General features: G+C 46.5%; 24 protein-coding genes. 10 read left to right on the top strand and 14 right to left on the bottom strand.

Features of this window, described 5'->3' with window-relative positions:
- Positions 1 to 31 precede the first annotated feature (31 nt).
- Positions 32 to 772 carry a hypothetical protein gene (locus MSMTP_RS11960; protein ID WP_048179699.1) on the bottom strand — a complete coding sequence of 247 codons (741 nt, stop codon included), beginning with the start codon at positions 770 to 772 and terminating at the stop codon, positions 32 to 34.
- A gap of 34 nt (positions 773 to 806) precedes the next feature.
- Complete coding sequence (locus MSMTP_RS11955) at positions 807 to 1,802, bottom strand: hypothetical protein (RefSeq protein ID WP_048179697.1); 996 nt, start codon at positions 1,800 to 1,802, stop codon at positions 807 to 809.
- A 291-nt stretch (positions 1,803 to 2,093) separates the two neighbouring features.
- On the opposite strand from MSMTP_RS11955, the gene MSMTP_RS11950 reads away from it, so the two are divergent.
- Positions 2,094 to 2,513, top strand: a complete 420-nt coding sequence (locus tag MSMTP_RS11950) for an RDD family protein (protein ID WP_048179695.1) — start codon at positions 2,094 to 2,096, stop codon at positions 2,511 to 2,513.
- A 325-nt stretch (positions 2,514 to 2,838) separates the two neighbouring features.
- Positions 2,839 to 3,327, top strand: coding sequence for a hypothetical protein (locus tag MSMTP_RS11945; RefSeq protein WP_082090607.1), 489 nt, complete (start codon positions 2,839 to 2,841; stop codon positions 3,325 to 3,327).
- 539 nt (positions 3,328 to 3,866) lie between these two features.
- Here MSMTP_RS11945 and MSMTP_RS11940 read toward each other — a convergent pair.
- Positions 3,867 to 5,822: a VIT domain-containing protein gene (locus MSMTP_RS11940; protein WP_048179686.1), complete on the bottom strand. Its 1,956-nt coding sequence runs from the start codon at positions 5,820 to 5,822 to the stop codon at positions 3,867 to 3,869.
- Between the two features lie 608 nt (positions 5,823 to 6,430).
- On the opposite strand from MSMTP_RS11940, the gene MSMTP_RS11935 reads away from it, so the two are divergent.
- Positions 6,431 to 7,309 carry a hypothetical protein gene (locus MSMTP_RS11935; RefSeq protein ID WP_197076079.1) on the top strand — a complete coding sequence of 293 codons (879 nt, stop codon included), beginning with the start codon at positions 6,431 to 6,433 and terminating at the stop codon, positions 7,307 to 7,309.
- Positions 7,310 to 7,496: 187 nt separating this feature from the next.
- Here the strand turns inward: MSMTP_RS11935 and MSMTP_RS11930 are convergent, their stop codons facing one another.
- Positions 7,497 to 8,000 (bottom strand): amino acid-binding protein, encoded by a 504-nt coding sequence (locus tag MSMTP_RS11930; RefSeq protein ID WP_048179680.1) that lies wholly within the window; start codon positions 7,998 to 8,000, stop codon positions 7,497 to 7,499.
- A 221-nt stretch (positions 8,001 to 8,221) separates the two neighbouring features.
- Between MSMTP_RS11930 and MSMTP_RS11925 the strand changes: the two genes are divergently transcribed.
- The gene (locus MSMTP_RS11925; protein WP_048179677.1) at positions 8,222 to 9,133 is read left to right on the top strand and encodes a YkgJ family cysteine cluster protein; all 912 of its coding nucleotides are present in this window, start codon (positions 8,222 to 8,224) and stop codon (positions 9,131 to 9,133) included.
- A 32-nt stretch (positions 9,134 to 9,165) separates the two neighbouring features.
- On the opposite strand, the gene MSMTP_RS19345 is transcribed toward MSMTP_RS11925, so the two are convergent.
- On the bottom strand, positions 9,166 to 9,303 hold the full coding sequence (locus MSMTP_RS19345) for a hypothetical protein (RefSeq protein WP_156153820.1): 138 nt from the start codon (positions 9,301 to 9,303) through the stop codon (positions 9,166 to 9,168).
- Positions 9,304 to 9,391: 88 nt separating this feature from the next.
- On the opposite strand from MSMTP_RS19345, the gene MSMTP_RS11920 reads away from it, so the two are divergent.
- Both MSMTP_RS11920 and hisE read left to right on the top strand, forming a co-directional pair.
- Positions 9,392 to 10,654, top strand: coding sequence for a 3-isopropylmalate dehydratase large subunit (locus MSMTP_RS11920; protein WP_048179674.1), 1,263 nt, complete (start codon positions 9,392 to 9,394; stop codon positions 10,652 to 10,654).
- 412 nt (positions 10,655 to 11,066) lie between these two features.
- Positions 11,067 to 11,381 carry a phosphoribosyl-ATP diphosphatase gene (gene hisE, locus MSMTP_RS11915; RefSeq protein ID WP_048179671.1) on the top strand — a complete coding sequence of 105 codons (315 nt, stop codon included), beginning with the start codon at positions 11,067 to 11,069 and terminating at the stop codon, positions 11,379 to 11,381.
- Between the two features lie 135 nt (positions 11,382 to 11,516).
- On the opposite strand, the gene MSMTP_RS11910 is transcribed toward hisE, so the two are convergent.
- On the bottom strand, positions 11,517 to 12,392 hold the full coding sequence (locus MSMTP_RS11910; protein ID WP_048179668.1) for a CBS domain-containing protein: 876 nt from the start codon (positions 12,390 to 12,392) through the stop codon (positions 11,517 to 11,519).
- 605 nt (positions 12,393 to 12,997) lie between these two features.
- Here MSMTP_RS11910 and MSMTP_RS11905 point away from each other — a divergent pair.
- Positions 12,998 to 14,008, top strand: coding sequence for an NOG1 family protein (locus tag MSMTP_RS11905; RefSeq protein WP_048179664.1), 1,011 nt, complete (start codon positions 12,998 to 13,000; stop codon positions 14,006 to 14,008).
- Between the two features lie 157 nt (positions 14,009 to 14,165).
- On the opposite strand, the gene MSMTP_RS11900 is transcribed toward MSMTP_RS11905, so the two are convergent.
- The 8 genes from MSMTP_RS11900 to MSMTP_RS11865 form a co-directional block, all read right to left on the bottom strand.
- Positions 14,166 to 15,335 carry a cytochrome c biogenesis protein CcdA gene (locus tag MSMTP_RS11900; protein WP_082090605.1) on the bottom strand — a complete coding sequence of 390 codons (1,170 nt, stop codon included), beginning with the start codon at positions 15,333 to 15,335 and terminating at the stop codon, positions 14,166 to 14,168.
- Positions 15,298 to 15,759, bottom strand: coding sequence for a hypothetical protein (locus MSMTP_RS11895; RefSeq protein WP_048179661.1), 462 nt, complete (start codon positions 15,757 to 15,759; stop codon positions 15,298 to 15,300). Before MSMTP_RS11895 ends, MSMTP_RS11900 begins: the two co-directional genes overlap by 38 nt.
- Positions 15,760 to 15,950: 191 nt before the next feature.
- The gene (locus tag MSMTP_RS11890) at positions 15,951 to 17,063 is read right to left on the bottom strand and encodes a pyridoxal phosphate-dependent aminotransferase (protein WP_048179660.1); all 1,113 of its coding nucleotides are present in this window, start codon (positions 17,061 to 17,063) and stop codon (positions 15,951 to 15,953) included.
- 88 nt (positions 17,064 to 17,151) lie between these two features.
- Positions 17,152 to 17,766, bottom strand: a complete 615-nt coding sequence (gene hxlB / locus MSMTP_RS11885; protein ID WP_048179656.1) for a 6-phospho-3-hexuloisomerase — start codon at positions 17,764 to 17,766, stop codon at positions 17,152 to 17,154.
- A gap of 333 nt (positions 17,767 to 18,099) precedes the next feature.
- The gene (locus MSMTP_RS11880) at positions 18,100 to 18,615 is read right to left on the bottom strand and encodes a hypothetical protein (protein ID WP_048179654.1); all 516 of its coding nucleotides are present in this window, start codon (positions 18,613 to 18,615) and stop codon (positions 18,100 to 18,102) included.
- Between the two features lie 14 nt (positions 18,616 to 18,629).
- A complete protein-coding gene (locus MSMTP_RS11875) occupies positions 18,630 to 18,989 on the bottom strand; it encodes a DUF2073 domain-containing protein (protein WP_048183486.1) in 360 nt (119 codons plus the stop codon).
- 5 nt (positions 18,990 to 18,994) lie between these two features.
- Positions 18,995 to 19,636, bottom strand: a complete 642-nt coding sequence (locus MSMTP_RS11870; RefSeq protein ID WP_048179650.1) for an Era-like GTP-binding protein — start codon at positions 19,634 to 19,636, stop codon at positions 18,995 to 18,997.
- 473 nt (positions 19,637 to 20,109) lie between these two features.
- Positions 20,110 to 21,105 (bottom strand): phosphate uptake regulator PhoU, encoded by a 996-nt coding sequence (locus MSMTP_RS11865; RefSeq protein ID WP_082090604.1) that lies wholly within the window; start codon positions 21,103 to 21,105, stop codon positions 20,110 to 20,112.
- 241 nt (positions 21,106 to 21,346) lie between these two features.
- Here MSMTP_RS11865 and MSMTP_RS11860 point away from each other — a divergent pair, with 241 nt between their 5' ends.
- The 3 genes from MSMTP_RS11860 to MSMTP_RS11850 are packed head-to-tail and all read left to right on the top strand — an operon-like array spanning position 21,347 to position 22,931.
- Positions 21,347 to 22,228, top strand: coding sequence for a shikimate kinase (locus MSMTP_RS11860; RefSeq protein WP_048179644.1), 882 nt, complete (start codon positions 21,347 to 21,349; stop codon positions 22,226 to 22,228).
- On the top strand, positions 22,225 to 22,512 hold the full coding sequence (locus MSMTP_RS11855) for a chorismate mutase (RefSeq protein WP_048179641.1): 288 nt from the start codon (positions 22,225 to 22,227) through the stop codon (positions 22,510 to 22,512). The genes MSMTP_RS11860 and MSMTP_RS11855 overlap by 4 nt, the downstream gene beginning before the upstream one ends.
- 23 nt (positions 22,513 to 22,535) lie before the next feature.
- Positions 22,536 to 22,931: an AIR carboxylase family protein gene (locus MSMTP_RS11850; protein WP_048179639.1), complete on the top strand. Its 396-nt coding sequence runs from the start codon at positions 22,536 to 22,538 to the stop codon at positions 22,929 to 22,931.
- The last annotated feature ends 1,086 nt before the right edge of the window (positions 22,932 to 24,017 follow it).

Raw genomic sequence — 24,017 nt, 5'->3', positions numbered from 1 at the left:
TCAATGAAATGGGGCTTCATAATGCCTTCAGTCATTTCACCACAGGGGAAGCTTCCCTATCAAAGGGGTTCGTCCGCATGGAAAGCGAAAAAAGATACGGATAATTGTTCTTCAGGTACTCCATGTAAGCTACCCACTCGTAGACCAGGAGGCTGTATACCCTTTTTACGTCCCCTTCTAGGTGTTCAAGGTCGCTCGGGGGAAGCTCGTCCAGGTCTTCCCGGTTCAGCAGTTCCTCGGTCAGGTGGAAGACGGCTCTCAGGAGCTCGGTAAAGGTCTCGTGCTCGAGCATTACCGGGTTTTCGAGCAGGCGAAGCAGGGAAGTGTTCCTCTGTTCAAGAAAGTCCCTGAGGTCTTCCAGGTCCAGGAGACCGGCTGTGATGGCGTATTCATAATTTTTCAGCCTCCGGTTCACGTCGGTAAAATCCTTCTTTTCCCAGTCCTTTTTCACGAGAAGGTACTTTCTGATCTCTTCAATTTCCGGATCTGCCTCGGAAAAGTACCCTAACAGCCGGGTCCCAGTCTGACTGAAAAAAGTTCCGATGACCATGTTCAGCTTCTCGATACGGTTTTTCCTTTCCATATCGTTGATCAGCCGGTGGATAATTATCGAGACCAGGAGGACGTTTATCGGGAGGAATGCCAGGTTGCCTATGAACGCCGTAAGGATAGTCCCCGAGTCCCCGAGCATAAGGTACTCTACGCCGTACAGGAGTACTGAAGTTACTAGCAATGCAAGAACAAAGCTGCGGTAGAGTTTCAGGTTTTTCATGCTGGCATTTCCGGGGTTCTTTTATCTCTATATTTCAATCCTGACCAACTTTTTCTTCCCCGAAACCTCCCACATGCTCGGCATCGGAAAGGATCTTTCCTTCCATATTCCTTATTAAGGCCCGGATGGTGTACGTGCTCCCGACTTTTACATCATCGACCCTGAGTTCGATGGGATTTTCCGGGGAAATGTTTTCAAAAATTTCTTCTGCTGCCGCCACTTTCAGGTAATCTTCCCATATTTCGTACCTGACGCGGTAGCTCTGGGCGGTCGCGTTTCCGGGAATTTCATGGACGACTATCGCTTCTTCGTTCACCTGGACCATCTCGCTGCTGAAGATCTCGTCCTCTGAAAGGTCTTCGGTCTGGACCATTTTTGCGAGAAGGACATGTTTCTTGCCGCCTTCGGTTTCATTTTCATTTCCGTCTTCTTTTTCGGCTTTCAAGCTCCCTGTAACGATGACCCAGTCCCCGTTTTCTATGTCTTCAATGCCCGAAGCCGCTACTACCGTTTCCACGTCCAGGACAGCTCCTTCCCAGTTCAGCTTAAATGAGGCTGCCGGCTCTTTTTCAAGATCCGAAACCGTGCCGTATACGAAGATTTCCGCACCGTAAAACGGTTTTTTCAGAAGGGAATCCACACCCATGGAACCTGTGGGCATTCCCAGTTTGTACCTGCTGCCCTGTGCATAGACCGAATCCACTACTTCTCCTTCGATAACCGTGACTGTTACTGTGGCAGTATCGATTACTTCAGGATCTTTTTCAGATACCAGGTCGAATTCGTAGACGAACTGCCAGGAGTATGGAGATCGCAGGGTCATGCTTTCTAGAAGTACCGGTTCTGTCAGGTGATACTCTATGTAAGAATCCAGGTTTTTTACATAGGCTTCGGCGATCTGCTGGCTTTCTTCCTCAGAAGTTTCGTTGAATTCGGCTGGGCCGTTTTCACCGGATTCCGTGCAGCCGGAAAAGGCTGTAACGATGCAGATAATCATGAGAATTGCGGGGAGTAGAAGGTACTTTTTCATGGAGAGCCTCTTTTTTCTTCTCTTTTTTTCTTGCCGTTTATTATGAAGTGAGAATTATTTAAGAATTGTTTAAGGTTTGAATCGTTTTGAACTTAAGTTGCAGAATGATTTCACATCTTTTAGTGGCCCTTATTTAAAGTAGCCGCTTTTTCAATAATGGGTAATTTTATTATTTATCGCCGTCTAATGTTTGAAATATCTTAGAGTGAGATTAATGAAAGGAATCCACGAAGAAAATCCATGAAAAGAATCCGTGAAAGGAATTCATTAAAGAATTCATGAGGAAAATCCATGCATAATTATTCCGGCTTTCTGAGGAGGTTCATCGCCTCAATCATCGATTTGTTCATAATCATAGTCCTGGTGGCTTTCTTCCAGTTCATCTCGGGCATGAGGGAAGGAGGTGTGCTGGGGGGGCCTTTCTTTTACATTTTGGTGATACTCGTCTCCTGGAACTACTTTGCCTATCAGGAAAGTTCGTCTCGGCAGGGGACCGTGGGCAAGCAGGCAATGAACATCATTGTAACCGATCTTGAGGGGAACAGGATTTCTTTTGACCGGGCCACAAAGAGGTTTGTTGCTAAGATCCTGGCTGCTCTGCCTTTAGGCGCCGGTTTCCTGCCAATAATCTTCAACGAAAAAAGACAGGGTATACATGATATGCTTGCAAAGACCCTTGTACTGGTAAGAGATGACTTAACTGAAAGCTGAATCAACCTCTTTTGATCTCTTTTTCATTTTCTTTTCATTTTTTATCCTGCATCCCCTGAATGAAATGCTTGAGGTAAACTTTCGCTTCAGTGTTTTGTCTCCATCCATTCACAAACTCTTCTCTTTTACTTACAATGTATATTTTTTTATACTGGCTTTTTTATGCATTCAATAAGAAATATGCTAATCAAGAAAATCACCATGTGGTTGTGATACTATTTCCATCGACCAATGCAGTAAAGGAGGATTCCGGAATACAATTCCCGATTTATCCTCCGTACGGTTCCGGGCTCCGGAAACCCCGGGCCTAAAAATATTCCTTGATATGGACGGGGTACTCACGGACTTCAACGGGGCTTGCGAAGAAATTGAGCCGAATATGATGACCTGGTACATGTGTGATAAAGACCGTTTCTGGAAAAGGTTAACAGATGCGGGGATTAGTTTCTGGTCCGACATGTCCTGGATACCGGGGGGAAGGGAGCTTTACGCTCACCTGAACGCTTCGAATTTACCTCTTTCAATCCTCTCGGCTCTCCCCTTTCCGGAAAGAAGAGAAGCTCTGGCAAACGCCAGGGCCGGAAAAATAGAATGGCTCAGGAGAGAACTCGGGGAAGCTTATGCAAAAAAAGCTATTCTTTGCCAGAGGACGGAAAAAGCCCTTCATTCCGGCCCCACCAGGGTACTTATCGATGATAACTTCAAAAATATCAGTGAATGGGAGGACGCCGGGGGAATCGGGGTACTGCACAAAAATACGGACCGGACAATTCGGAATTTAAGCCGAATAATTGAAACCGAACCTAAATTCTGAGAGCTTCAAATAATCCTTTTCTTTGTTTCCTTTCCCTTTTTCCTTTCAGCAAAGGAAGCGACCGGTTTCCCGGAGATTTGCTCCCGCCAGATAAGCGAGCTACTTATCTCTGGAAACATCTGCTGTAGGATAGTTTTGGCGGAAGCATCAAAAATAAAAACGTTATGCAGTGATTTAAACTAATTTATTCGGGTAACGAACCTTACTTTTTGCTTATAGGTTCTTATTATCCTTTTTCTTTTACCCAGGGTGCTAATAAGCATTAGCTGAATCAGCTGGATTAAATAATTACAAAGTATCTTCTCTATTGCGTGTGCTCCCGTCCACTTTCTGCACGTTAATCAAAGATGTAGCCATTTTCATCTTGACGGGAGCGCATTCTTTTCTCTTACTTCTGCTCTTACTTCTGCTCTTACTTCTGCTCTTACTTATCTCTTTATTTCTTCTCTTTATCTTAAAAAGATGTATGGGAAGGGGTTTTACCCCTTCAATTTTCCGCAGGTAACGGTGGTTTTGTCTTTTTCTTAATTCCTACCTTCTCATCCCTGTCTTCTCTGCAGTAAAAAGCCGATTCCTAGCACTCCCATAAGGGTTGAAAGCAATCCGAAACCGGGGGTTGGTTCCTCTTCATCAAGCTCTTCAACATCTTCTGCTTCTTCATACGCCGTGTTCCTGTCGTAGGATGAGCCTGCGCCAGGCTTTGGCTGTGCCGGGTAAGATTCGGCCATTTCATCTTCTTCTTCTACAACTTCCTCTTCGTCCCATTCTCCCCCGGCTTCCTCTACTTCTTCTGCAGGCATTTCCATTGCTTCTTCTGCTGCCTCAGAGTCTTCGCTTTTGTCCTCTTCCGGGGCCGGTTCAGGCAGTTCCACGAAGAGGGAGGTATAGGGAGTCACGAATCCGAATTCCAGGGCAAGTGCCGTGACTTCGGACACAAGCTCTTCGGTTTCCCCTTCGACCTCGATCCTGTCCATCAGGGTTTCGATGGTGGTGTAGGCCCAGAGGCGTGGAATAAAAGAGTTTACCTCTGCCGGGTCTACCTCGAACTCTTCTGAGAAATCCCTGTCTCCCGTCCTGGTAGTTGCCGTGACATCCGTAAGGACTCTGCCGGTTTCAGAGGGGTATTTGCCGAGGATAATGGCATCAGAGCCTGCAAAGAGGTTCTTTACCCCGGTGTTTACGATTTCCGAGACTCCTTCGCCGTAGGAAAATTCCATGTCCGTGATCAGGGGCGTTGAAATTGTTTCGTAGAAGCCGCCTATTTCTTCGGCTGCGTTATCTTCAGGGGAAAACCACTCTGCGGTCCCGTAATTCTCAAGGCTCATGGCTCTGAGGAACTGGTAATTGCTTTCGGAATCGATCCCGAAGGCGATGGAGAAGACCGAGACCTGTGCCTCGTTGACACCCTGGATGTTCTGTCGGATTGCGTAAGGGGAGGTAACCCCTTCCGTGGGTTCCCCGTCGGTCAGGAAGACGATGATAGGCACCCTTTCACTTGCAGGGTCGAACATCCCGAGGGCGGTAAGGAGGGCTTCATTGATGTTCGTGCCGCCTCTTGCATTGAGGCTGTTTACAAAGTCCAGGGCTCCGGCTTTTTCCTCGGAGCTTGCTTCCATGAGGCTTTCGGAATAGCTCCGGACGTACCCGTCGAAGGAGATTATGTTAAAGCGGTCTCCGGGAGGCAGGTCCTCAATTATGTCTCCGAACACTTCCTTTACCTGCTCCATTTTGTAGCCCTGCATCGAGCCTGATTTGTCAAGCACAAAGATTATTTCCTTGCTCATGGCCGAAGTCCCCATATCCTCTTCACTCGGGGAAAAAATGTGCATCATGTATCCCTTACCCCCGTTTTCGTAAAAGAGCATGTTCCCGTTCAGGGGTGGGTTTGCCGTTTCGAAAATTACCCTGAGTTCCGAGGAAGACAGCGAGTTTGCCTTATATCTCACCTGTCCGCTGTTTGCAGAAAGGTACTCAACTTCGGCTCCGGGGAAGTCCGGGGCTTCCAGGCGGGTGAGCTGGTTTGCAGCATTTACGTTTACGTTTACCGAGAGGTTGTTAACCGGATGATTGCTTTCCAGGAGCTGCACCAGTTCGTACTCACCGAGCGTTTTCTTAAGCGCCTGTTCATAGCTCAGTTTCACGGTAATGCTCTGGCCGGGTTCGAAGCTGAGGACATAGGAAAAAAGGTTTTCTTCTTTCGTTTCCAGGAGTCCGGCTGTCCTCCCTTCAGATGCCGCAGTTTCGTATTTCTCGGAGGCTTCCTCTTCAGGAAGGACTTTGGCCCTGTATTCTTTCCCGTCAACGATCAGGGAAAAACCAGAGATGAAAGCCTCTTCCGGGATCAGGAAACTGAATTCGTCGTTTATCGCCGTATCTGTCGGGTTGTTAAGCTTTTCCTCAACTGTGGTAATTGCATATCCGTTGTTCACATCCGTAGTAATTTTTAAGTACTCGGAGCTGGAACTGGCAGCGCCCACCTGTACTGCTGCCAGCAAAATTAAGCAAATGATAAGAATTTTCTTTATGCAAAATCCCCCTTTGTTCTGTAAGGATTGGAAATGAAATGTTCTTTTAATTTTTTTCAAAATTCCGAATAAGCAGGGAAAAATGCTTACTCGGGACATATTAGAAAATATACACTGTTATTATTTATAGGTGGCTTTAACTGCAGGCCTGTTCGAAGTTATTTTTATTAATCAGGGTCTATTGACGCTTTAAATTATAAAAAACCCTGAACATGGATATTTTCCCCCTGGAATTTTTCAATCCCTTCCCAAGGGCTTTTTTCCGGCTTTCCCCTGCACCATCGGCAGGAATACTCTTATCCTAAAGTTTTGTCCCGAATTCCAGGAAACTGTCTTTAAACTCGCAGCTTCGGATCTTAAAATATGTGAAGTTTTGTTTCCCATATCACTTTTTTGTTTCTAATATTACTTTGTAACTATACTGGCATTGTGTTTCTCAAATAAATATATACGGATCACGTTTGTTTTTGTATGCGATAATTGTTTCTGGTGTTCAGGAAATTATTGGAGGGGAATAGTTGAATATCTGCAAAAAATTGGTTTTAATCAGCTTAGTCGTTATGATGCTGTTTTTAGGAATGGGGCTGGTTCCGGCGGCAGGAGCTGCTCAGGAGAACAAATCTCCCTGGAATGAAGACAGTGGAGAAAAGCCCGTTGATTCTTCCTCCTGGGAAGAATGGAAGCAAGCTCACACCGTGGAAGTAGAGGTGGCAACGGTTTACAAATACAAAAAAGACGGGAAGTTCGAAATTACCGAGACTTATTCCGGAGAGAAACTTAAACAGAAATTCAAAGTTGATAAATTAACAAAAACAAAATCTTTTACCGCCCCTTCGGGAAAGCAGGTAACTGTCAATACACAGGCAGGTCCTTTTGCGATGTATCCGGGAGACCGAAAAGAGGTCCTGTCCGAGAAATCCGTGGTCCTGACAACTGCCGATGACCCATATGAATGGTGGCTGGCTTGTGACTCTGCTTCTGCCCCGGTTTGTGACTCTGCTTCTGTCTCTTATTCTCAGTGGACATGGTCAAAAGTCCTGTGGTTCTATGAACTCGAAGACCCGGTGAACCTTGTCTGGGAACAGAGTAACCTGAAAACAGTGAAAAGCGTAATCCTGCGGCAAAGATGGGTTGACAACCCCTCGGAATACACTCACTACCTCTCATACCCTGACGGAAGCTGGGTACGTGGGGACGGTATGGCCGACAGCAAGTACAGGGTGCTTGGGGGCTATCATGTACGGCTCTGGGAGCTTCCGAACGGTGCGGTGGTAGCAAATGCCCACCAGGACGATGACATATTCATTATTCCCGGACATCAGGTGAAAGGGTACGAAAACGCTGAATACAAAGTTGCAGGGTTTTTTGGAACCGTGCAGGGGAGCTATTGGCTTGACAATGAATGCTACAATGGCTACTATAATGCCTATAATAATGGATGGGCAACACTCATCTGAGTTTCTGCCACACAGACCTTAAGCTTTTCTCAGATCCTGTCCGTAAAAATATTTTGATTAGGGAAAAACAATATGAAACGCGGGGTTTTCCTGTCCCGCTTTCTTTTTTCCTTTTTCTTCCTGTTTTCCTTTTTCTTCCTGTTTTCCTTTTTTCTTCCTGTTTTCCTTTTAATTTTTTTAGAACTTTTCAGTAAATGCTTACACCCTTCACGCTGGGGAGTTTCAGGATATCGTCCACGAGATCGCCGGGGACTTTCTGGTCGGTGATGATGGTTAGCCGGGGGTTGTCGGTCAGGTAGGGGTCGTCGGAGACTGCCTGGCGGATGCTCACTTCGTGTCTTGAGATGAGAGTTGCAACTTCTGCAAGTATGCCCACATGTGCGGCGTCTTCGGGGATGATTATGATGACTCCGAGGTCCAGAGAGGGAGCAACGTCTCTTAAGAAGGGAATGGAATGGACGTTTTTGAAAATAGTGCTGAGCAGTTTGTCCGAGACGATGGTTTTTGTGGTTGCGTCAACCACTCTCCGGTCAACTCCTGCTTCTTTTGCAAGCTGGGTGTGCGCTATCTCGATACTTCCGGAAGTTACTTTGCCTTCTTCATTTACCTGGAAGCCGCGTTCGAATAAGAGTTTAAGCACCTTTGCCTGAGCCGGGTATTTTTCAAATTTTTTGAGTAATGTCTGCCACATATAAATTAGAGTTTAAATTGGGTTCTGGATATAAAGCTTACTGATGAATTTTTGGTCTGCGTTGATTGCTGGAAAGGCGAGGGTTTTTTCCGGGTGGTCTTCCCGGTTATTTTCTTCTGAATTTACTGTGAAATTTTGTGCCGTTTTTTCGCATAACAATTCCTGCGTTAATTTGATGTAGCAGCAGGGTACTGTGAAGTGCAATATCTGTGAGGTGCAGTATGAAAGGTTCCAGTTCAGACAGCGGGCAAAAATCCAAACAAAATTCCGGGAAAACAAAGTTCCAGCTCCTTTTGATTTCCGGCCTCAAAAAAGAAATCGAGGCAGCCCGCAGGCTTGACCCTGAAAAACTTGCAGCCGAAATTGAAAAAACAGGCTTTTCCTGCCGCCAGTGCGGGAAGTGCTGCAGAAGGGCTTTCGGGGACAACCGTGTCCTGGTAATTCCCCGGGAAATAGGGGAAATTCGGGAGTACAGCGGGCTGTCAAAGCTCGAAATTGCAGGCCCCCTTATCCCGGACGTTTTTGAATCCGGGTCTGAGGTTGATGAAGTTAAAGGTGCCTCTGAAGATGGTGTTTACGAGGGCGAAGAGGCAGAAAAATCTGCAGGACAGGAGTTTGCGGAACAAGAGTCCGCAGGACGTGATAAATGTGGGGGCATCTCTGGTGATACAGGTGGGAATTCCCTGCAGTTCCTGGAACTACTGGAAGAGGACGTCGACTCCGAAGGCAATATCCATGCCTTTGGCTGGATGCTCAGGCGAAAAAGGAACGGGGACTGTGTTTTTCTGGAGCAGGGGGCAAACAGGTGCAGGATCTACCCAGTGCGCCCGATGCTCTGCAGGACTTACCCTTTTTACATGGAAGACCTGAAGCTTTATACCTGTGAATGTGAAGGGCTGGGATGCCCAATATCCAGGGAAGAGAGCCTGAAACTGGCTGAGGACCTGCTTTCCAGATACCTTGCCGAACTTGAAGACATGCTTGCTGTGTACGAAAAGTTTGAAAATTTCGAAAAAGATGGTGGCGGCCTGGAACTCGCAAAGAAAAATGCGGCAAAAGGTGCTTTTGCCTTTATTGTCCATGACAGCAGCGGGGTTTCAAAGATCCCCTGGAAAATTCCGGAATATGATTGAACTTTCTATGTGATTGCGCTTTCTCTTACTTCTCATTTTATTTCTATCTCTCTTTTCTTCCCTTCTCTTCCTCTTTTCTCCCTATTATCTCCTTTTATTCCCCTTTTTATCTTCTTTATTTGTGCTTTTTCGGACATTTCCGGGCACTTCTGTACAACGTTTCTCTTCACAGTCCATCTCCGAACCATCAATTAAATTTATTTATTATAAAGCGTAGTATTCCCCATGACCGGGATGTCTGGTAGTGATGAACGTCCGATGACTGTTTCGGAGAAGATATTTTCGAAAGCCTCCGGGAAATCCGTAAAGGCCGGGGATTTTGTACTGGCAAATATAGACCTGGCAATGACGCATGACATTACAGGTCCGCTGGCGATCCAGGGCTTTTACGAGATTATGAATGGCCAGGAAGAGAAAACAGTCTGGGACCCCAGCAAGATTGTAATCGTATTTGACCACCAGGTCCCTGCGGATTCCATCCACGCCGCGCAGAACCATATCATGTTAAGGAAGTTCGCGGAAGAGCAGGGCATTTTAAATTATGACGTTTATGAAGGGGTCTGCCACCAGGTCCTGCCCGAAAAAGGGCACGTGATGCCTGGAGACCTTATCGTGGGATCGGACTCTCACACCTGTGCTTACGGGTCTTTAGGGGCGTTTTCTACCGGCATAGGCTCAACCGACATGGCAGCCGTCTTTGCCACGGGGAAACTCTGGTTCAGGGTACCTGAAACCTTCCGCTTTGATATCAAAGGAAAGTTGCCTGAGCGTGTTTATTCCAAGGACCTTATCCTCCACCTTATCGGGGACGTCGGAGTAGAAGGAGTCAGGTATATGGCTGCCGAATTCGGAGGTCCCGCCGTCCGTTCCCTTTCCATCCCCGAGCGTATGACCATGTCCAACATGGCAATCGAGATGGGCGGAAAGGCAGGCATCATCGAGGCGGACGAGGTAACAGCCGCATATCTGAAAGAGCGCATTCCAGACTACGAGTTTGACCCGTACTGGAAGTCTGACGAGGATGCCGCGTACTTCGATGTAAGGCATTACGACATCTCGGACCTGGAACCCCAGGTTGCCTGCCCTCACAACGTGGACAACGTAAAGCCCGTTTCCGAAGTCGAGGGTACGAAAGTCGACCAGATTTTCATGGGCTCCTGCACGAACGGTAGGTTTGAGGACATCAAGATTCTGGCTGATATCATGGGAGACGAGCCCGTGGCAAAGGGACTGCGTCTTCTGGTAGTCCCGGCTTCAAGGACCGAATACATGAAACTGATGAAAGCCGGCTACATCGAAAAGCTCATGGAAGCCGGGGCAATCGTTGAATCCCCCTGTTGTGGACCCTGTATGGGTGGCTCTTTCGGCCTCCTCGGTGCTGGAGAAGTGGGGCTGGCAACCTCCAACCGCAACTTCAAGGGCAGGGAAGGAAGTGCCGAATCCTTCGTATATCTATGTTCCCCGGCAACAGCGGGAGCATCCGCCCTTACCGGAGAAATTACCGACCCGAGAAAGGTCTGAAAACCTTTCTCACTCATTTGTTTTCAATCAATTCCCATTTAATTTCCATTTCCATTAGTTTCAGTTAATTTCAGTTAATTTCAGTTAATTTCAGTTAATTTCAGTTAATTTCAGTTAATTTCAGTTAATTTCAGTTAATTTCAGTTAATTTCAGTTAATTTCAGTTAATTTCAGTTAGTTTCAGTTAGTTTCAGTTAGTTTCAGTTAGTTTCAGTTAGTTTCAGTTAGTTTCAGTTAATTTCAGTTAATTTCAGTTAATTTCAGTTAGTTTCAGTTAATTTCAGTTAGTTTCAGTTAATTTCAGTTAATTTCAGTTAATTTCAGTTAATTTCAGTTAATTTCAGTTAATTTCAGTTAATTTCCATTAATTTCCAATTATCGATGTTTTTACAATTCTTGAACAGGTGTTAGAATGCTGGATGCCGACTTATCCATTTTAAACAGAGTGTATGATATTATCCTGGACCGAAAAATGAACTATGACGAATGTTCATACGTCTGTAAACTTTTGAACCACCGCAAGGGTATGAACAAAATCCTTGAAAAAGTAGGGGAGGAGTCCATTGAAACGATCCTGGCGGTTCGAAATAATGACCATGAAGAGATCGTTTCGGAAACTTCAGACCTGATTTTCCATCTTCTGGTGATGCTTGCGGCAAATGACATCACTCTGGATGAAATTGCAGCCGAGCTTAGCGCCCGCCATGAAAGTATGAAAAGGGATTGAAAAGAGGAATTGAAAAGAGGAATTGAGTTAAGGGCTCACGGCCCCAATCTATTACCGGATATACTGATTCCGGATACCTTCGGGCCGGAGATTTCTCCTGCAAAATTTCCTACTTTTTTTTCATTACTGTACTTTTCAATAAACTGCGAGTTCGTTAAGCACGTCGGTTTTTGAGAGGGTTCCTTTGGGTACCCCGTTTATGGTGACAACCAGTCTTCCTACGTTGTATTTGTGGAAGAGTTTCACGACGTCGTAGAGCTGCATGTCCCCGTCTACGGTGATCAGCTCTTTTGTCATGATGTCCTTTATTTTTATGTTGAGTTTGCCCTGGGCAATGGCATGGGCGATGTCGGTGTATGTTACAATCCCGACGATTTTCCCTTTGTCATCAACCGGGGCACCGTGGACGTTGTTGCGGATAAAAAGCCTGGTTGCTTCCTGGATGCTGGCGTTCACGTTCACGAGCATGGGCGGGTATTTCATGTAGTGTTTGACCTGCTTTTTCGGAAGGGAGATCATTTCGTTGATGTTGAAAAGAATGGAATTGTTAGTATCATCTCTCCCTGTAACTTCCCCCCGGATGATCAGCCGGTTTACAGGAGTCGGCCCTACCTGGATCTTGTCGTCGAGTATGAAGTCCTTGGTGTTCCCGAGTACCCGAATTATCCCATTGCACATGTCCGGGCTGCGGACTGTCGTAAAGCTGATCTCGGCAGCAGTCGCCCCGTTAACAATAACGTTGTTTTTGTAGATCGGGACTACGGATTCATGTTTCAACTGCTGGATCCTCAGGGCACCGTATGCTGCTCCCATGGGTTTGTACCCTCCTTTCGGTCCGGGTACCCCTTCTACCAGACCTAAGGCTTTTAAAAGCTGCATCTGGTTGCGGATGGTCCCCGGGTTGCGCTGTATGACCTCGGCGATTTCTTCCCCTTTGATCGCCCGGTCTTTCTGCCGCTGGAGATTGAGTAATGCAATTATAATATCTTTTTGAATAGGTGTGAGTTCCATACAACCACCATCAATTTCATATACATGTATTCTATTGATGTATAGCGCTATATACACCGATAATAATATGCAACATGACGATTTGCCATAATTAATTATTATAAATTCCTATTACAAATTACAATTACAAATATAAAAAGAGTCCGGTCCTGCTTTGAGTATTCAACAGATTACGGGCTATATCTACAGTTTGTTGCTTCAATTTGTAATTACAAATATATAAAAAATGGCGGTAATGTCATTAAACGTTCATTGGTTTGTCGCCACAGATTAAGAATGGTCAAGATGTTGGTAGTTTGTGCCCGGGTCTTCTGCCTGAACCTTCTGATGCTGCGGCAAGTAACAGCCTAATCTTTATGTATGGTTTATCGGGTAGTTTCTTCCGGCACACGTAAAAGCCCGGAAAAACCTTCATAAGTAAATTTTACCGGGGTCAGGACAGCCTGAAGAAGTATTCAGTCATAGGGGCTTTAAGCCATAGGGGCTTTAAGCCATGGTGCCTTTAAGATATTGAACTTTTAAGTTTTTGAGCCTTTGAACGGCCCTGAAAAGGGTTTTTCCGCAAGAAGCCAGTAGAAGAGCGTCTATTAAAGAGTCTGAAAAGTATGATATTCGAGAAAATTCACACAGTTCCCACTTCCGAGGAATTAATCAATAAATCCTTCAGAAGGGCTTCCAGGGCAATGTCCGGGAAAACCATTGACGGCAGAGATAGCCGAATCAGTGCAAATGAATCCATGCTGCTGACAGCAGCAAACATTTTGTCCGATAACCTCGCAAATATTGTCCGGCGTTTCCCGACTTTTGAAAACCTTCCCCGTTTCTATTACGAAATCACGGATATCCTGGTAGGGGTGGACCAGCTCAGGATGTCCCTGGGTTCCGTAGAGTGGGCCAGCCAGAAAATCCACGGGCTTGCCAGGTCTTATGTCGGGAAGATAAGGGTTGCCGACAATCCCGACACTGTCCGGAAAGAAGCTTTCGGGAGGCTGGCTTCGATTATCAAGTCCATTAACAAGGACCTCCTCTTCCTGAACAAGGCGAGAAACATCCTGAGGAAGCTTCCTGAAGTCCAGGACGAGCCCACACTCGTGGTTGCAGGCTACCCGAACGTAGGAAAGTCCAGTTTTGTTTCGAAAGTTACCGGGGCAACCCCGGAAGTCGCTTCCTATCCCTTCACCACAAAAGGGGTCAGCATAGGGCACTTCACGCGGGAAGGAGTCCGCTACCAGGTCATGGACACTCCGGGTCTCCTGGACCGGCCAATGTCCGAGCGAAACGACATCGAACGCCAGGCAATTACTGCAATCAGCTACCTGGATGCAGTTGTCATGTTCATCATGGACCCTAGTGAAAGCTGCGGGTACGAGATCAAAGACCAGAGGCATCTCCTTGAAGAAATTAAGGAAAACTTTGACCTCCCCGTACTGGTAGTTTCAAATAAGGCGGACAGGCCGGAATTCCAGAAGCTTGAAGAAGTCGAAATGAACATCTCCGCCATTACAGGGGAAGGGATTGAAGAGGTGGTTGAAAGACTGGTCGGAATGATTGAAGAAAAGCGTCTTCAATCTTTAGAAGAGTCTGAAGAAGAGTCCGATGAGGGATCCATTCTTTGATTCCTTATTTGACCTGTATTTAGTTTTGGAATTTCTTTTAGCTATAAGCTGCTTCATTCAGGACTTATTTCGGCTGAAACCCTATTTTAGCTGGAATCTGATTTTAGCTGAGATCCCATTTTAGCTGGAATCCCATATTAGATATTCTTGTGGCTGTTCAGAGTATCCTGAACTGCATTAGCAGGGCCAGGGCAATAAGGATAAGCCCTGTCACCAGCCTGATTTCGACTCTCCTTTTTTCCCTGAATTCCGTGACTGTTTCCGGGCTCATGCCGATGGTTAGCAGTATTCCCAGGCCAATTACCGGGAGCACCAGGCCAAGGTTGTAGATGGCAAGGTAGAATGCTCCTTCGAGCACGCCGGTTTTCGTGACCAGCATGTTCAGGATGGAGAGGTAGATTGCTCCCACGCAGGGGGCTTTAACCAGCGAAAACATTCCTCCGGCCAGGAAAGAAAGGAGCAGGAGGTTCTTTTCCCCGATCCTTTCCATGAAACTTTTCAGGGCTTTCGGGGTCCTGAAGGTTGATTTTGCGTCCACTTTGAGCCTGTATGCATCGTAGATATGCCAGAGCCCGACAATCCCGGTCATCAGTGCCAGGAAAGTCGTGACAGTCTCCCTGATTCTCGGGATGAAACTGACCGTGCCGAGGATGCTAATCCCGGCAACCATATACATTACAAAGATCCCGGCAGAAAAGCCGGCTGTGATCTTGAGCATCTCCCCTTTTCCTCCTTGCTGGGAAAGGGTGATCGAGGCCAGAAAAGCCATTACGGCAAGGAGACAGGGGTTGAAACCTGCAAGGATGCCTGCGGCAAGGATAAAGAAGGGATTCATTATCCCCCCGTTCAGCTCCTCCGGGGTTTCATTGTTAGTCTCATTATTATAATCCGGACTTTCTCCTGCAGGAGGCTCGCCTGCAGGAAGGGGCGGAAGAGTGGAGGTTTCGATTGCCTCCTCAAGCAGGGCTTTGAGAATTGTCTCGTTTCCTTCGTAGTCCCGGTAAGTGATTACCGTACTGCGGTTGACGACGATGGTGGGGACGGTAGTTATCCCGTATTCTTTCATGCGGGTATAGGAACTCATTATTTCGTAAATAGAAAAATCGACGTTAGGGTAGCTCTTAACGACCTGGCCTACCACAGGCAGGGCCTGCTGACACTTCAGGCAACCTTCTTCATAGAAATACTCCACTGAAACTGTCCCGTTTTCTGCAGCAGAAGCGGGCGCAGGGCTAAAGGACAGAAGGCCGAACAGTAATAAGAGGTATATTTTCAGCCCCGGTTTCATATCAATGGCATGCCGTTGAGGAGCAGGTCGCTTTTTCATAGCCGCTTTCCGAGGAGATTTTTGTGGATACATCCAGGAGTTCACCCGTGTCTGCGGACACGTAGCCTTCGATTACGTAGAGGCTGTTCACCCCTGCGCAGGCGCAGTTCCTTTCCATCATCTCGACTTTCCAGACATCTTCTCCCTCCTGGGTTGCAGTCCCGTTCACGTCGTATGTGCTGTGGCAGATGAGGGTGGTTCTGACAACCCTCCATTCCGGAACCCTGAAGTTCTCCGAGAGGTACGCGGATGCATTGGAGTCGTTGACAACCGTTTGAATTGCCCGGGAAGCACTGACTTTCAGGTCCGGAACGGCCTCTTCTTCTCCCTGTCCCAAAAAAGTATGGACTGGAAAGATGTTCCATAATATGATAATGACGAGAACAGCTGCCGTAAAAACAGCAAAGAGTTCGCTGCTTTTCATGGTGTACTATTCGGGGTATCTAGATTTAACTTTTTTTAAATTGAAAAGCGTGAGGAAAAAAGTGATAAAAGTGATAAAAGTGATAAAAGTGATAAAAGTGATAAAAGTGATATAAACGATAAAAGTGAAAAAATAATGCTTAAAAGGAGGGGAGAGAAGGTTTTAATCCCCTGCTTTGAACTTAAGGGTTTTTAAAGCACTTTTTCCATGATGCCGAGTGCCTTTTCTATATTTTCCATGGAAGCTGCATAGGAAAGCCTTATGTAACTGTCGCCTCCGCTTCCAAAAGCCGTTCCCGGGACGACGACCACGCCGTTCGAGATGAACCTGGAAGCAACTTCCTCAGAGTTTTGGACTTTCGGGAAGGCGTAGAAAGCCCCTTTGGGGGTAGGGCATTCCATTCCAAGGTCGTTGAGGCCCTTTACCAGCACATCCCTGCGTTTTCTGAATTCTTCGCGCATGGTGTTTACCGAGTCTTTCGGGCCGGCAACAGCGGCATAGGCGGCTTTCTGGGCGACCGAGTTGGCGCAGGCCTGGATGTACTGGTGGACTTTGAGCATCTGGTCCGTGTACTCCTTCCTGGCTGCCACATAGCCGAGTCTCCAGCCGGTCATGGCATAGCTCTTGGAGGTGGCGTTCACGGTGATGACGTTGTCCGAGTAGCTGGCAGGACTTACGTGTTCCCCTTCGTAGATGAAGTACTCGTAGACCTCATCGGAGATGATGGTGATGTTATGGTCGTCGGCAATTTCGGCAAGAGCTTTGATGTCGGCTTTGCTCGTCACGGCTCCGGTGGGGTTCGAGGGGGAATTCAGGATCAGGGCCCTGGTCTTCGGGGTGATCTTCTCGAGAACGCTTTCGGGTTTCATGGTGAGGTCTTCCGAGAGGGGCACGCTTATTGTCTTGCCGTTCAGGATTTCGACAAGGGCATTGTAGGAAACGAAACCGGGATTCGAGATCAGAACTTCGTCCCCCGGGTTCAGGAGGGCGGCAAGGGCAATACTAAGGGCTTCCGATGCTCCCGAGGTGACAATAATTTCCTGGGGGGAGACTGAAAACCCGTTTTCCTCTTCGAATTTCCTGCTAAGGGCTTCCCTGAGTTCCGGAATTCCCGGGCCCACGGTGTAACCGGTAAAACCTTCGCTTATGGCTTTAATCGCCGCCTCTTTGATATGTGCCGGGGTGTCAAAGTCCGGCTGCCCGAGCCCGAGATTTATGGCGTCCGAGCCGGCGGCTTCGAAGATCTTCCTGATTCCCGATGTGTCTATCCTGAGTACATTCTCTGAAAACTTCATGTCCTTCATCTTAAAACCCTCTTGCTCCAATTCCCTGCCAGGGCAAATTTAGGCGAAATGCTACCTCGGAATGCGGGTATTGGCCGATTTCAGAATTTTATTCGATGTTCGTGTGCCTGGACTTGAGCTCGGCTTCGGATGCTCCGGTAAGCGTAATCAGCTGGGCGATTACCGAGTCCAGGAATACAAGTGAGGTAATCTCGAAAGCCGTTCCGAGAGGTGGCAGGTTCTTGTAGTCTCCTCGCATGTTCCTCTCAAGGTAGCCCCCGGCGTCAAGGTCGTTTTTGGTTTTGCTCGGGAGGACCACGGCTATATCCGAAATCCTACCGAGGGTTGACTCCTTTTTAGAGGTGACCGTTATCAGGGTGGAACCTATGTCCTTTACGATCTTCCCGAGGTTGGCGATGGAACGGGTTTCCCCGGAGCCTGAAATGGCAATCACGACATCTTTTTCCTGGACAGCAGGGGTTGTTGTTTCTCCAACCACATAGACGGTAAACCCGAGGTGCATGAGGCGCATGGCAAATGCCTTGGCAACAAGCCCTGACCTGCCTGCTCCCATCAGGAAGATCCTCTCGGCATCGAGGGTCTTCTGAAGCATACCCTTTATGGCTTTATTGTCAAGCCTGTTAATCACGTCATTTAGCTGATCCACTATCAATCTCATCGATAATATTACGTCTTCGCAGTCTGTAACCTGACAGTCTGTCATATGAGTTCTCCAAAAAAATGTTGGGTAAAGTCCCGATTATTTTTTAAGTATATCTTTGATTGTTTAGCGCTTGATTTAGCACTTGATTTAGCGGCTTGATTAACGGTTTCCTTCAAATAATTAACGTTCCTCAAAAAGTCCATTAAGCATTATTCCGGTAAGAAGCATTATTCTGGTAGGAAATTTATCTGCCATTAAATCCCTAAACGGGTTGTAAGTTATAAAAGTTTCGTAACCTATGTACGGTTTTTCAAAGAGACGTACAAAACAACGTACTTTTAAAATCCTTTGACAGGTCAGTCCTGACTGCAGGTTCCCGGCTTATTGAACCGGTTAATTTGCCGTACCTTCTTTTCCTTCCTTATAATTGATGGTTTTTAGTTCCCAGTTTTCGATACTGGATCTCAGTTCCTGGTATAGCCGTTGAATATCCGAGTCGTTTCCGTTCCAGTAGAAGTCTTTGTGGACGTCTCCCCTCCGGAGTTGTTCAAGAATGAATTTGGATAGGTGGAACAGGGCTTTTTTGCTGGAAAAAGGGATGCTGTAGTTTACCCTGTACCCACCTGTGGTTTTCCCATAGGAGACCAGGGTGTACCCCTTGCTTTCGTATTCCGTGATCTCCTCAAAATCACAGATTACCTCAAATTCGTGGACTGTTGACGGGTCCACTTTAGATATTCCTATGAGTACCTGCGCGATGATGTAATCGGGAACCTTTCTTCCGAACCATACGGCGATTTTACCGTAGGTACATATCACATCGACATCATTCCTGCCCATTTCAAAGGATCCGAGGGATTGGGGAGGGGATATTCTTAGTTCCAAATCTTGGCTCTTATGGGCGCACATTGTTTCCACTTCATTTATTTACTTGCAGAGACAAGTGCACTGATCAGATTCCGGTCCTTCTTGAGGGTCTTGAGCTGGTTTGCAGGGCCTATCACTGTAAGCCTTTTATTACCCTGTTTTTTGAAGATCTTACCAAGGATGGAGGCTTCCCCATTTGAGGGATAGCTTTGCATCTCGATGCCTGAAAACTCATCTGGCTGGATAGCAGACATTGTCACTTCAATGAGCTTTGCTTCCTCCATCGGGTTTAAGCCTTTTTCAAGCACGAGGATTTTTCCCTTTCTTACTTCGTCGATTATGTAGCGGACTTTTTCCATCGAAGCCATCTGGGAAATCTTGGCTTCGGATATAAGGTCCATTTGAATTCCCTGCATATCGATCACCCGAACTGTTTTGCCAGAGCTTCGTAAAAAGAGTCCATCCCGACTCCGTCAAGGGCTGAAATCGGTACCATTGGGTGCTGGGGGAAAGCTTCCTTTATGACTCCCGGGTCAGCTTCCGGAAGGTCTACCTTATTTGCAACGATAAGGAGCGGAAGGTTCCTGGCTTCCATATTTCCGATTACCGTGACATTGACCTGTGTGTACGGGTTTTCCGTGGAGTCCATAACAAGGATCACGCCGTCCAGGTCTTCGAGCCACTTTACTGCTTCGATAACACCTTCCGTTGCTTCCTTGGACCTCTTCTTCGATTCGGAATCACTCATCCCCTGTCCCATGAAGTCATGGAAATCTATTTTTGTCGCAAGTCCGGGGGTGTCCACGATATCCAGGCTGATCGTATGCCCTTTAGATTCTATGGAAACCTCATTACGGCGTTTTGCGTGCCTTGTTTCGTGTGCGATGTGGGACACCGAACCCATGGTTTCTTCGTTTCCTACCCAGTCCCGGAGGATTCTATTGCTAAGGGTCGTTTTGCCGGCATTGGGGGGTCCGTAAATTCCTATGCATGCGCCCTTTTTCTTGAACAATTTGTCAAATATTCTTGAAAAGCTTATCTTAAATCGTTTTATCATACTCATCGCTTCCCTCCCTTGGGAACAGCATAAACACCAAAGGATTTTCAGATTGCTTTCCTGATAGGGTAACTGGTGTTTTTCATAATTTTTCTATCTTAATTGGCCCTTGTATATAAATAATTTTCATTTGTTAATCCCCGGGTACCGGAGAAGCTGAAAAGGGTAGGTTTTTCCTAAGGTATTCTACTCTGAACCTATATATATTATTGAAACTTTAACTCCTGCTTCCCCGAGGAGGTAAGTGTATCCGGGGAAAATGCATCCCGGAGTATAAATAAATATTCCTGTACAGCTTCCGGTTCCCTTGAATGCGATCATTGAAGGCCCTTACTCATACAGAAAATTTCTGGTCCCATGAAATTTTTTCTTATTACGCGAAATTTTTTCGATGTGTAATAATGTTCAGTACTTTCCTTTATATAAGTTCCTATCTTTTGGGGTTTCTTGAAACCCCTTACTTTTTCCGAGAGGGTAGTTTACTTGCTGTTGATTGCGGAATTTATGGCTATTTCGGCTATGTTCTTGCCGTAGTCCCCTATCCTGGTGAGACTGTCCACAACCGTTCTGAGGTAGACCATGGTTTCATGGGATTCGAGTTTGAGGATGGATGCATCCAGGTCTTTTGCCTGGTCACGGAGGATTCCGTCGCTGTCTATTACCCTGTTTGCAAGGGCCGTGTCCGCGTTAAAAAGAGCGTCAATTGCCTGTTTGACGAGTTCCATTGAAGCGACGCTGAGGTCCTCTACTCCTCCCATCACATCGGATTGAATGGGAGTTTCCAGTTTTGAGGCAACGTTTGCTATCCTCTGGGAGTGGTCCCCTATACGCTCCAGGGGACTTGCCGCCATCCTGAAGTCGTGGTATTCCTCGATACTTGTTTCCGAAGGATAAGGTATCTTCGAGCCGCAGAGGACAGACCTGAATTGTTTTGAGATCAGGAGATACAGCCTGTCAACCTCGTCGTCCCTGAGGCTGACATCAAGGGCCAGGTCGTGGTCAATGGTTTTGAGTGCCCTTATTGCATCCTTTTGCATGGAACTTGAGATCAGGTACATCCGGTGTATCCCTTTCTTGATTGGGAGTTCGTTGGGGTTCAGGAGATCCTGGATGACCAGGCAGTTTGAACTCTCTTCAATGATTTCAGGGCCTATCAGTTTATAGCAGACTTTTCGGATGATCTGCTTCTGTTCGGAAAGAATCCGTTTCGATACGAACTCCATTTTGTCGTATCCGTAGATATAGGCGGCAATAATGTCTCTTTCCAGGGCCTGCCCTTCACAGCCGGTGACATCAATCCTTTTCGTTTTAATCGTGCGGCCTTCAAGGATAGGGTCGATTACCAGTTTCCCGTCAGGCTGGGTCTGGATAGAAACCCGCACTCCGGTCTTGATCCCTACCTTTTCGGCCCATGGTTTGGGTAAGGAAATTATATATGTGGACCCGCCGGTCTGTTGAACTTTCCTTGTCTCTATATCTATTCCTCTTTTTTAGATCATTAGGGGTTTATGGTTATTGGTTGCTACATACTAACTAATTATGGCATATATCCTTTAGTATTAAAATAAGTCTCTGTTAAATATATAGAATTTCCATGTGCTATGTACATATTTAAAACAATGCTACTTTTTATGGTTTCGCCTCTTGAAATTTTTGGTCTTTAAACGTTCTAGGCCTGAGGCAAAAAATATTAACTAACAGTGCATCTGGGGGGTGATGACGTTTGAAGGGTATGCCTGTGCTTCCGGGGCAGGAACCATCATAAACGCGATTGCCACCTGGAAAGGTTCGGCATTCGGGATAGACTTGAAGACTTTTGCAGAAGTGGAACTTTCGGAAGGTAAACCCGGGATTTCCGGCTCAATCGAGGAGTTGCCTGAGGGAGACACCAGGCTTATCGAACGCTGCGTTGAGATGGTCCTGGGGCAGTTCGAGCTTGAACTCGGGGGTACCGTGATGACCCGGAGTGAAGTCCCTCTCGCAGGGGGGCTCAAGAGCAGCAGTGCAGCGGCAAACGCGGCTGTCCTTGCAACCCTGAGGGCAATTGACAAAACTCTCCCCCCGCTTGATATTGTGAAACTGGGGGTCAGGGCTGCAAAAGATGTAGGAGTTACGGTCACAGGAGCTTTTGATGATGCGTGTGCCTCCTTTTTCGGGGGAGTCGTGCTGACCGACAACAGGCAGATGGAGCTGGTACGAAGGGAAGAGTACGAGTCAAAGGTCCTGATATTTGCCCCTGATAAGAAAGCCTTCAGTGCGGAGACTGACGTGAAGCGTTCCCGCCTGATTGCCCCCTATGTGGAAATGGCATACGACCTTGCTCTCGGGGGTGACTATGAGAGGGCAATGACCCTTAACGGTTTTCTCTACTGCGGGGCGCTTGGGTTTGATACCGAATACATGCTCAGAGCCCTGGAATGTGGTGTAAGGGGCGTAAGCCTTTCCGGGACAGGGCCTTCCTACGCCGCCCTGGTCAGCGCCGGGGAACTGAAGGAAGTCAGGAGTGCCTGGGAAAGTTGCGGGCTTGAAGGCCGGGTCATAGAAACCACTATAAATAACAGGGACGCAATATCTTTAAGCAGCGAGGGATCCATTTGAGCGAACTTGAAGTTGTCCGTAAGGAAATAGAAGAAATCGACAGGGAAATCCTGGCCCTGATTAGCAGAAGGGTCAACCTTGCCGAAAAGGTCCTGGAATCAAAAAGAATAAATGGGACCTCCATAAATGACCGTACGCAAAACGAGGTTGTAATCAACCGGGCCGTGAGCGCTGCCACAGAACTTAACCTCGACGTGGGATTCGTAAAAAATATTTTCGATATCCTGATCCGGATGAGTATCGAGCGCCAGGAAGAGTTAAGCGGTAAGGGGAACTTTCCCTGAAGCGGTTTTCAAAGGAGTCAAAAATGGCAGACATTTCACTGATAATGGGTTCTGAATCTGACCGGGCAATCGCCAACCGTGCGATTTCGGTTCTTGAAAAAAGCGAGTACACATACGAAGTAAGGGTAATTTCCGCCCACCGTAACCCGGATGAGCTTGACAGCTACGTTGCGGGCTCAGATGCAAAGGTCTTTATCACCATAGCAGGCTTATCGGCTGCCCTCCCAGGAGTCGTTGCTTCTAAAACCAAAAAGCCGGTCATAGGTGTCCCCGTAAGCGCAAAGCTTGGGGGTCTTGATGCCCTTCTCTCCATAGCCCAGATGCCTCCGGGGGTGCCTGTAGCAAGTGTGGGGGTCGATAACGGGGCAAACGGTGCGCACCTTGCCTTAAGGATCCTGGATTTAACGAAAAAGGAATAATTTGACACGGATTCTCTTAACCTGCAAATTTTCCATTTCTTCCCATTCATTTTTCCCATTCTAATCTTTTCATTCTCTTTTTTGATTCCTGTCTCTTGCTTTACAGGAAAGGGCTAAACATGCTTCACACTGCCCACGCTTCATGCTGCCGGGAAAAATCGTGGTCATATATTTGCTCTTGATATTTTTTTGCCGGGCTTTAGGGTTTGTAGTGCTTTTTTATGATGGATGGGGGCAGCTGAATTGATTATTTTTATAACACTGTCCTTATTTAAATCCGAGTTAGCAGGATTTGTTGAAAATAGAGCTTTGTTACTCACATTCCGAACCCTGGCACTTTTGTGTCAATATACTGCACAAAAAGATCATTTTGCTGACATGAAGTCAACAAAACAACCTGGAATCGTGAATTATTTGCCTATATTGGCAGGGGTTCGAAATGTGCATTTGTTGAAAATAGAATTTGTTGAAAATAGAATTTGTTGAAAATAGATTTGTCAGAAATCGGATTTTGGGGGGTGGGCATCTGAATTTTGGAAGTAGTGGGTGGGAATAGGGGGGTAAAGAGTTGGTTGAGATTTACAACGAGAAAAGATTTTTCTCAGATGCCCTAATTATAAATTATCGCTTACAATATATATAAACAGGCTTATACTGTCATATTTCTGCTATTTTTTGCAGTACTTTTATTTTTTTAATAAGATCTTCTCACTTTGAGAAGTTAGGTCCTGAATTATGCCGGTATAGGCTTATTGATGAAATATTGAATTTGAAATCCTCAAATCTGGAGCCTGGAAATCCTCAAAGCTGTAAATCGGAGGATACAAAAGCTGGAAATTTCAGTTCTTCCAAAATCGAAGCTTATGGCTTGAATAAAATAAAAAATTGAAAAAATAGGTGAAAGAATGTGGTCTGAACAGACATCTGATCAGGAAGATATTCTGGAGAAGGGGTATCTGGCGGAATTCAGACTTCTCAGATGCCATATTAATATATATTTCTATATTATATATATATTTAATATTATATTATACAAAGTTGGCGGAGAGGGTGCTGTCAGCCAGAAAAAGGCAGGCTTAAACGGCT

This window comes from Methanosarcina sp. MTP4 (genome assembly GCF_000970045.1).
GTDB lineage: Archaea > Halobacteriota > Methanosarcinia > Methanosarcinales > Methanosarcinaceae > MTP4.
Note: the sequence above shows the minus strand (reverse complement) of the source record. Positions and strands in the feature narration are given on the sequence as shown.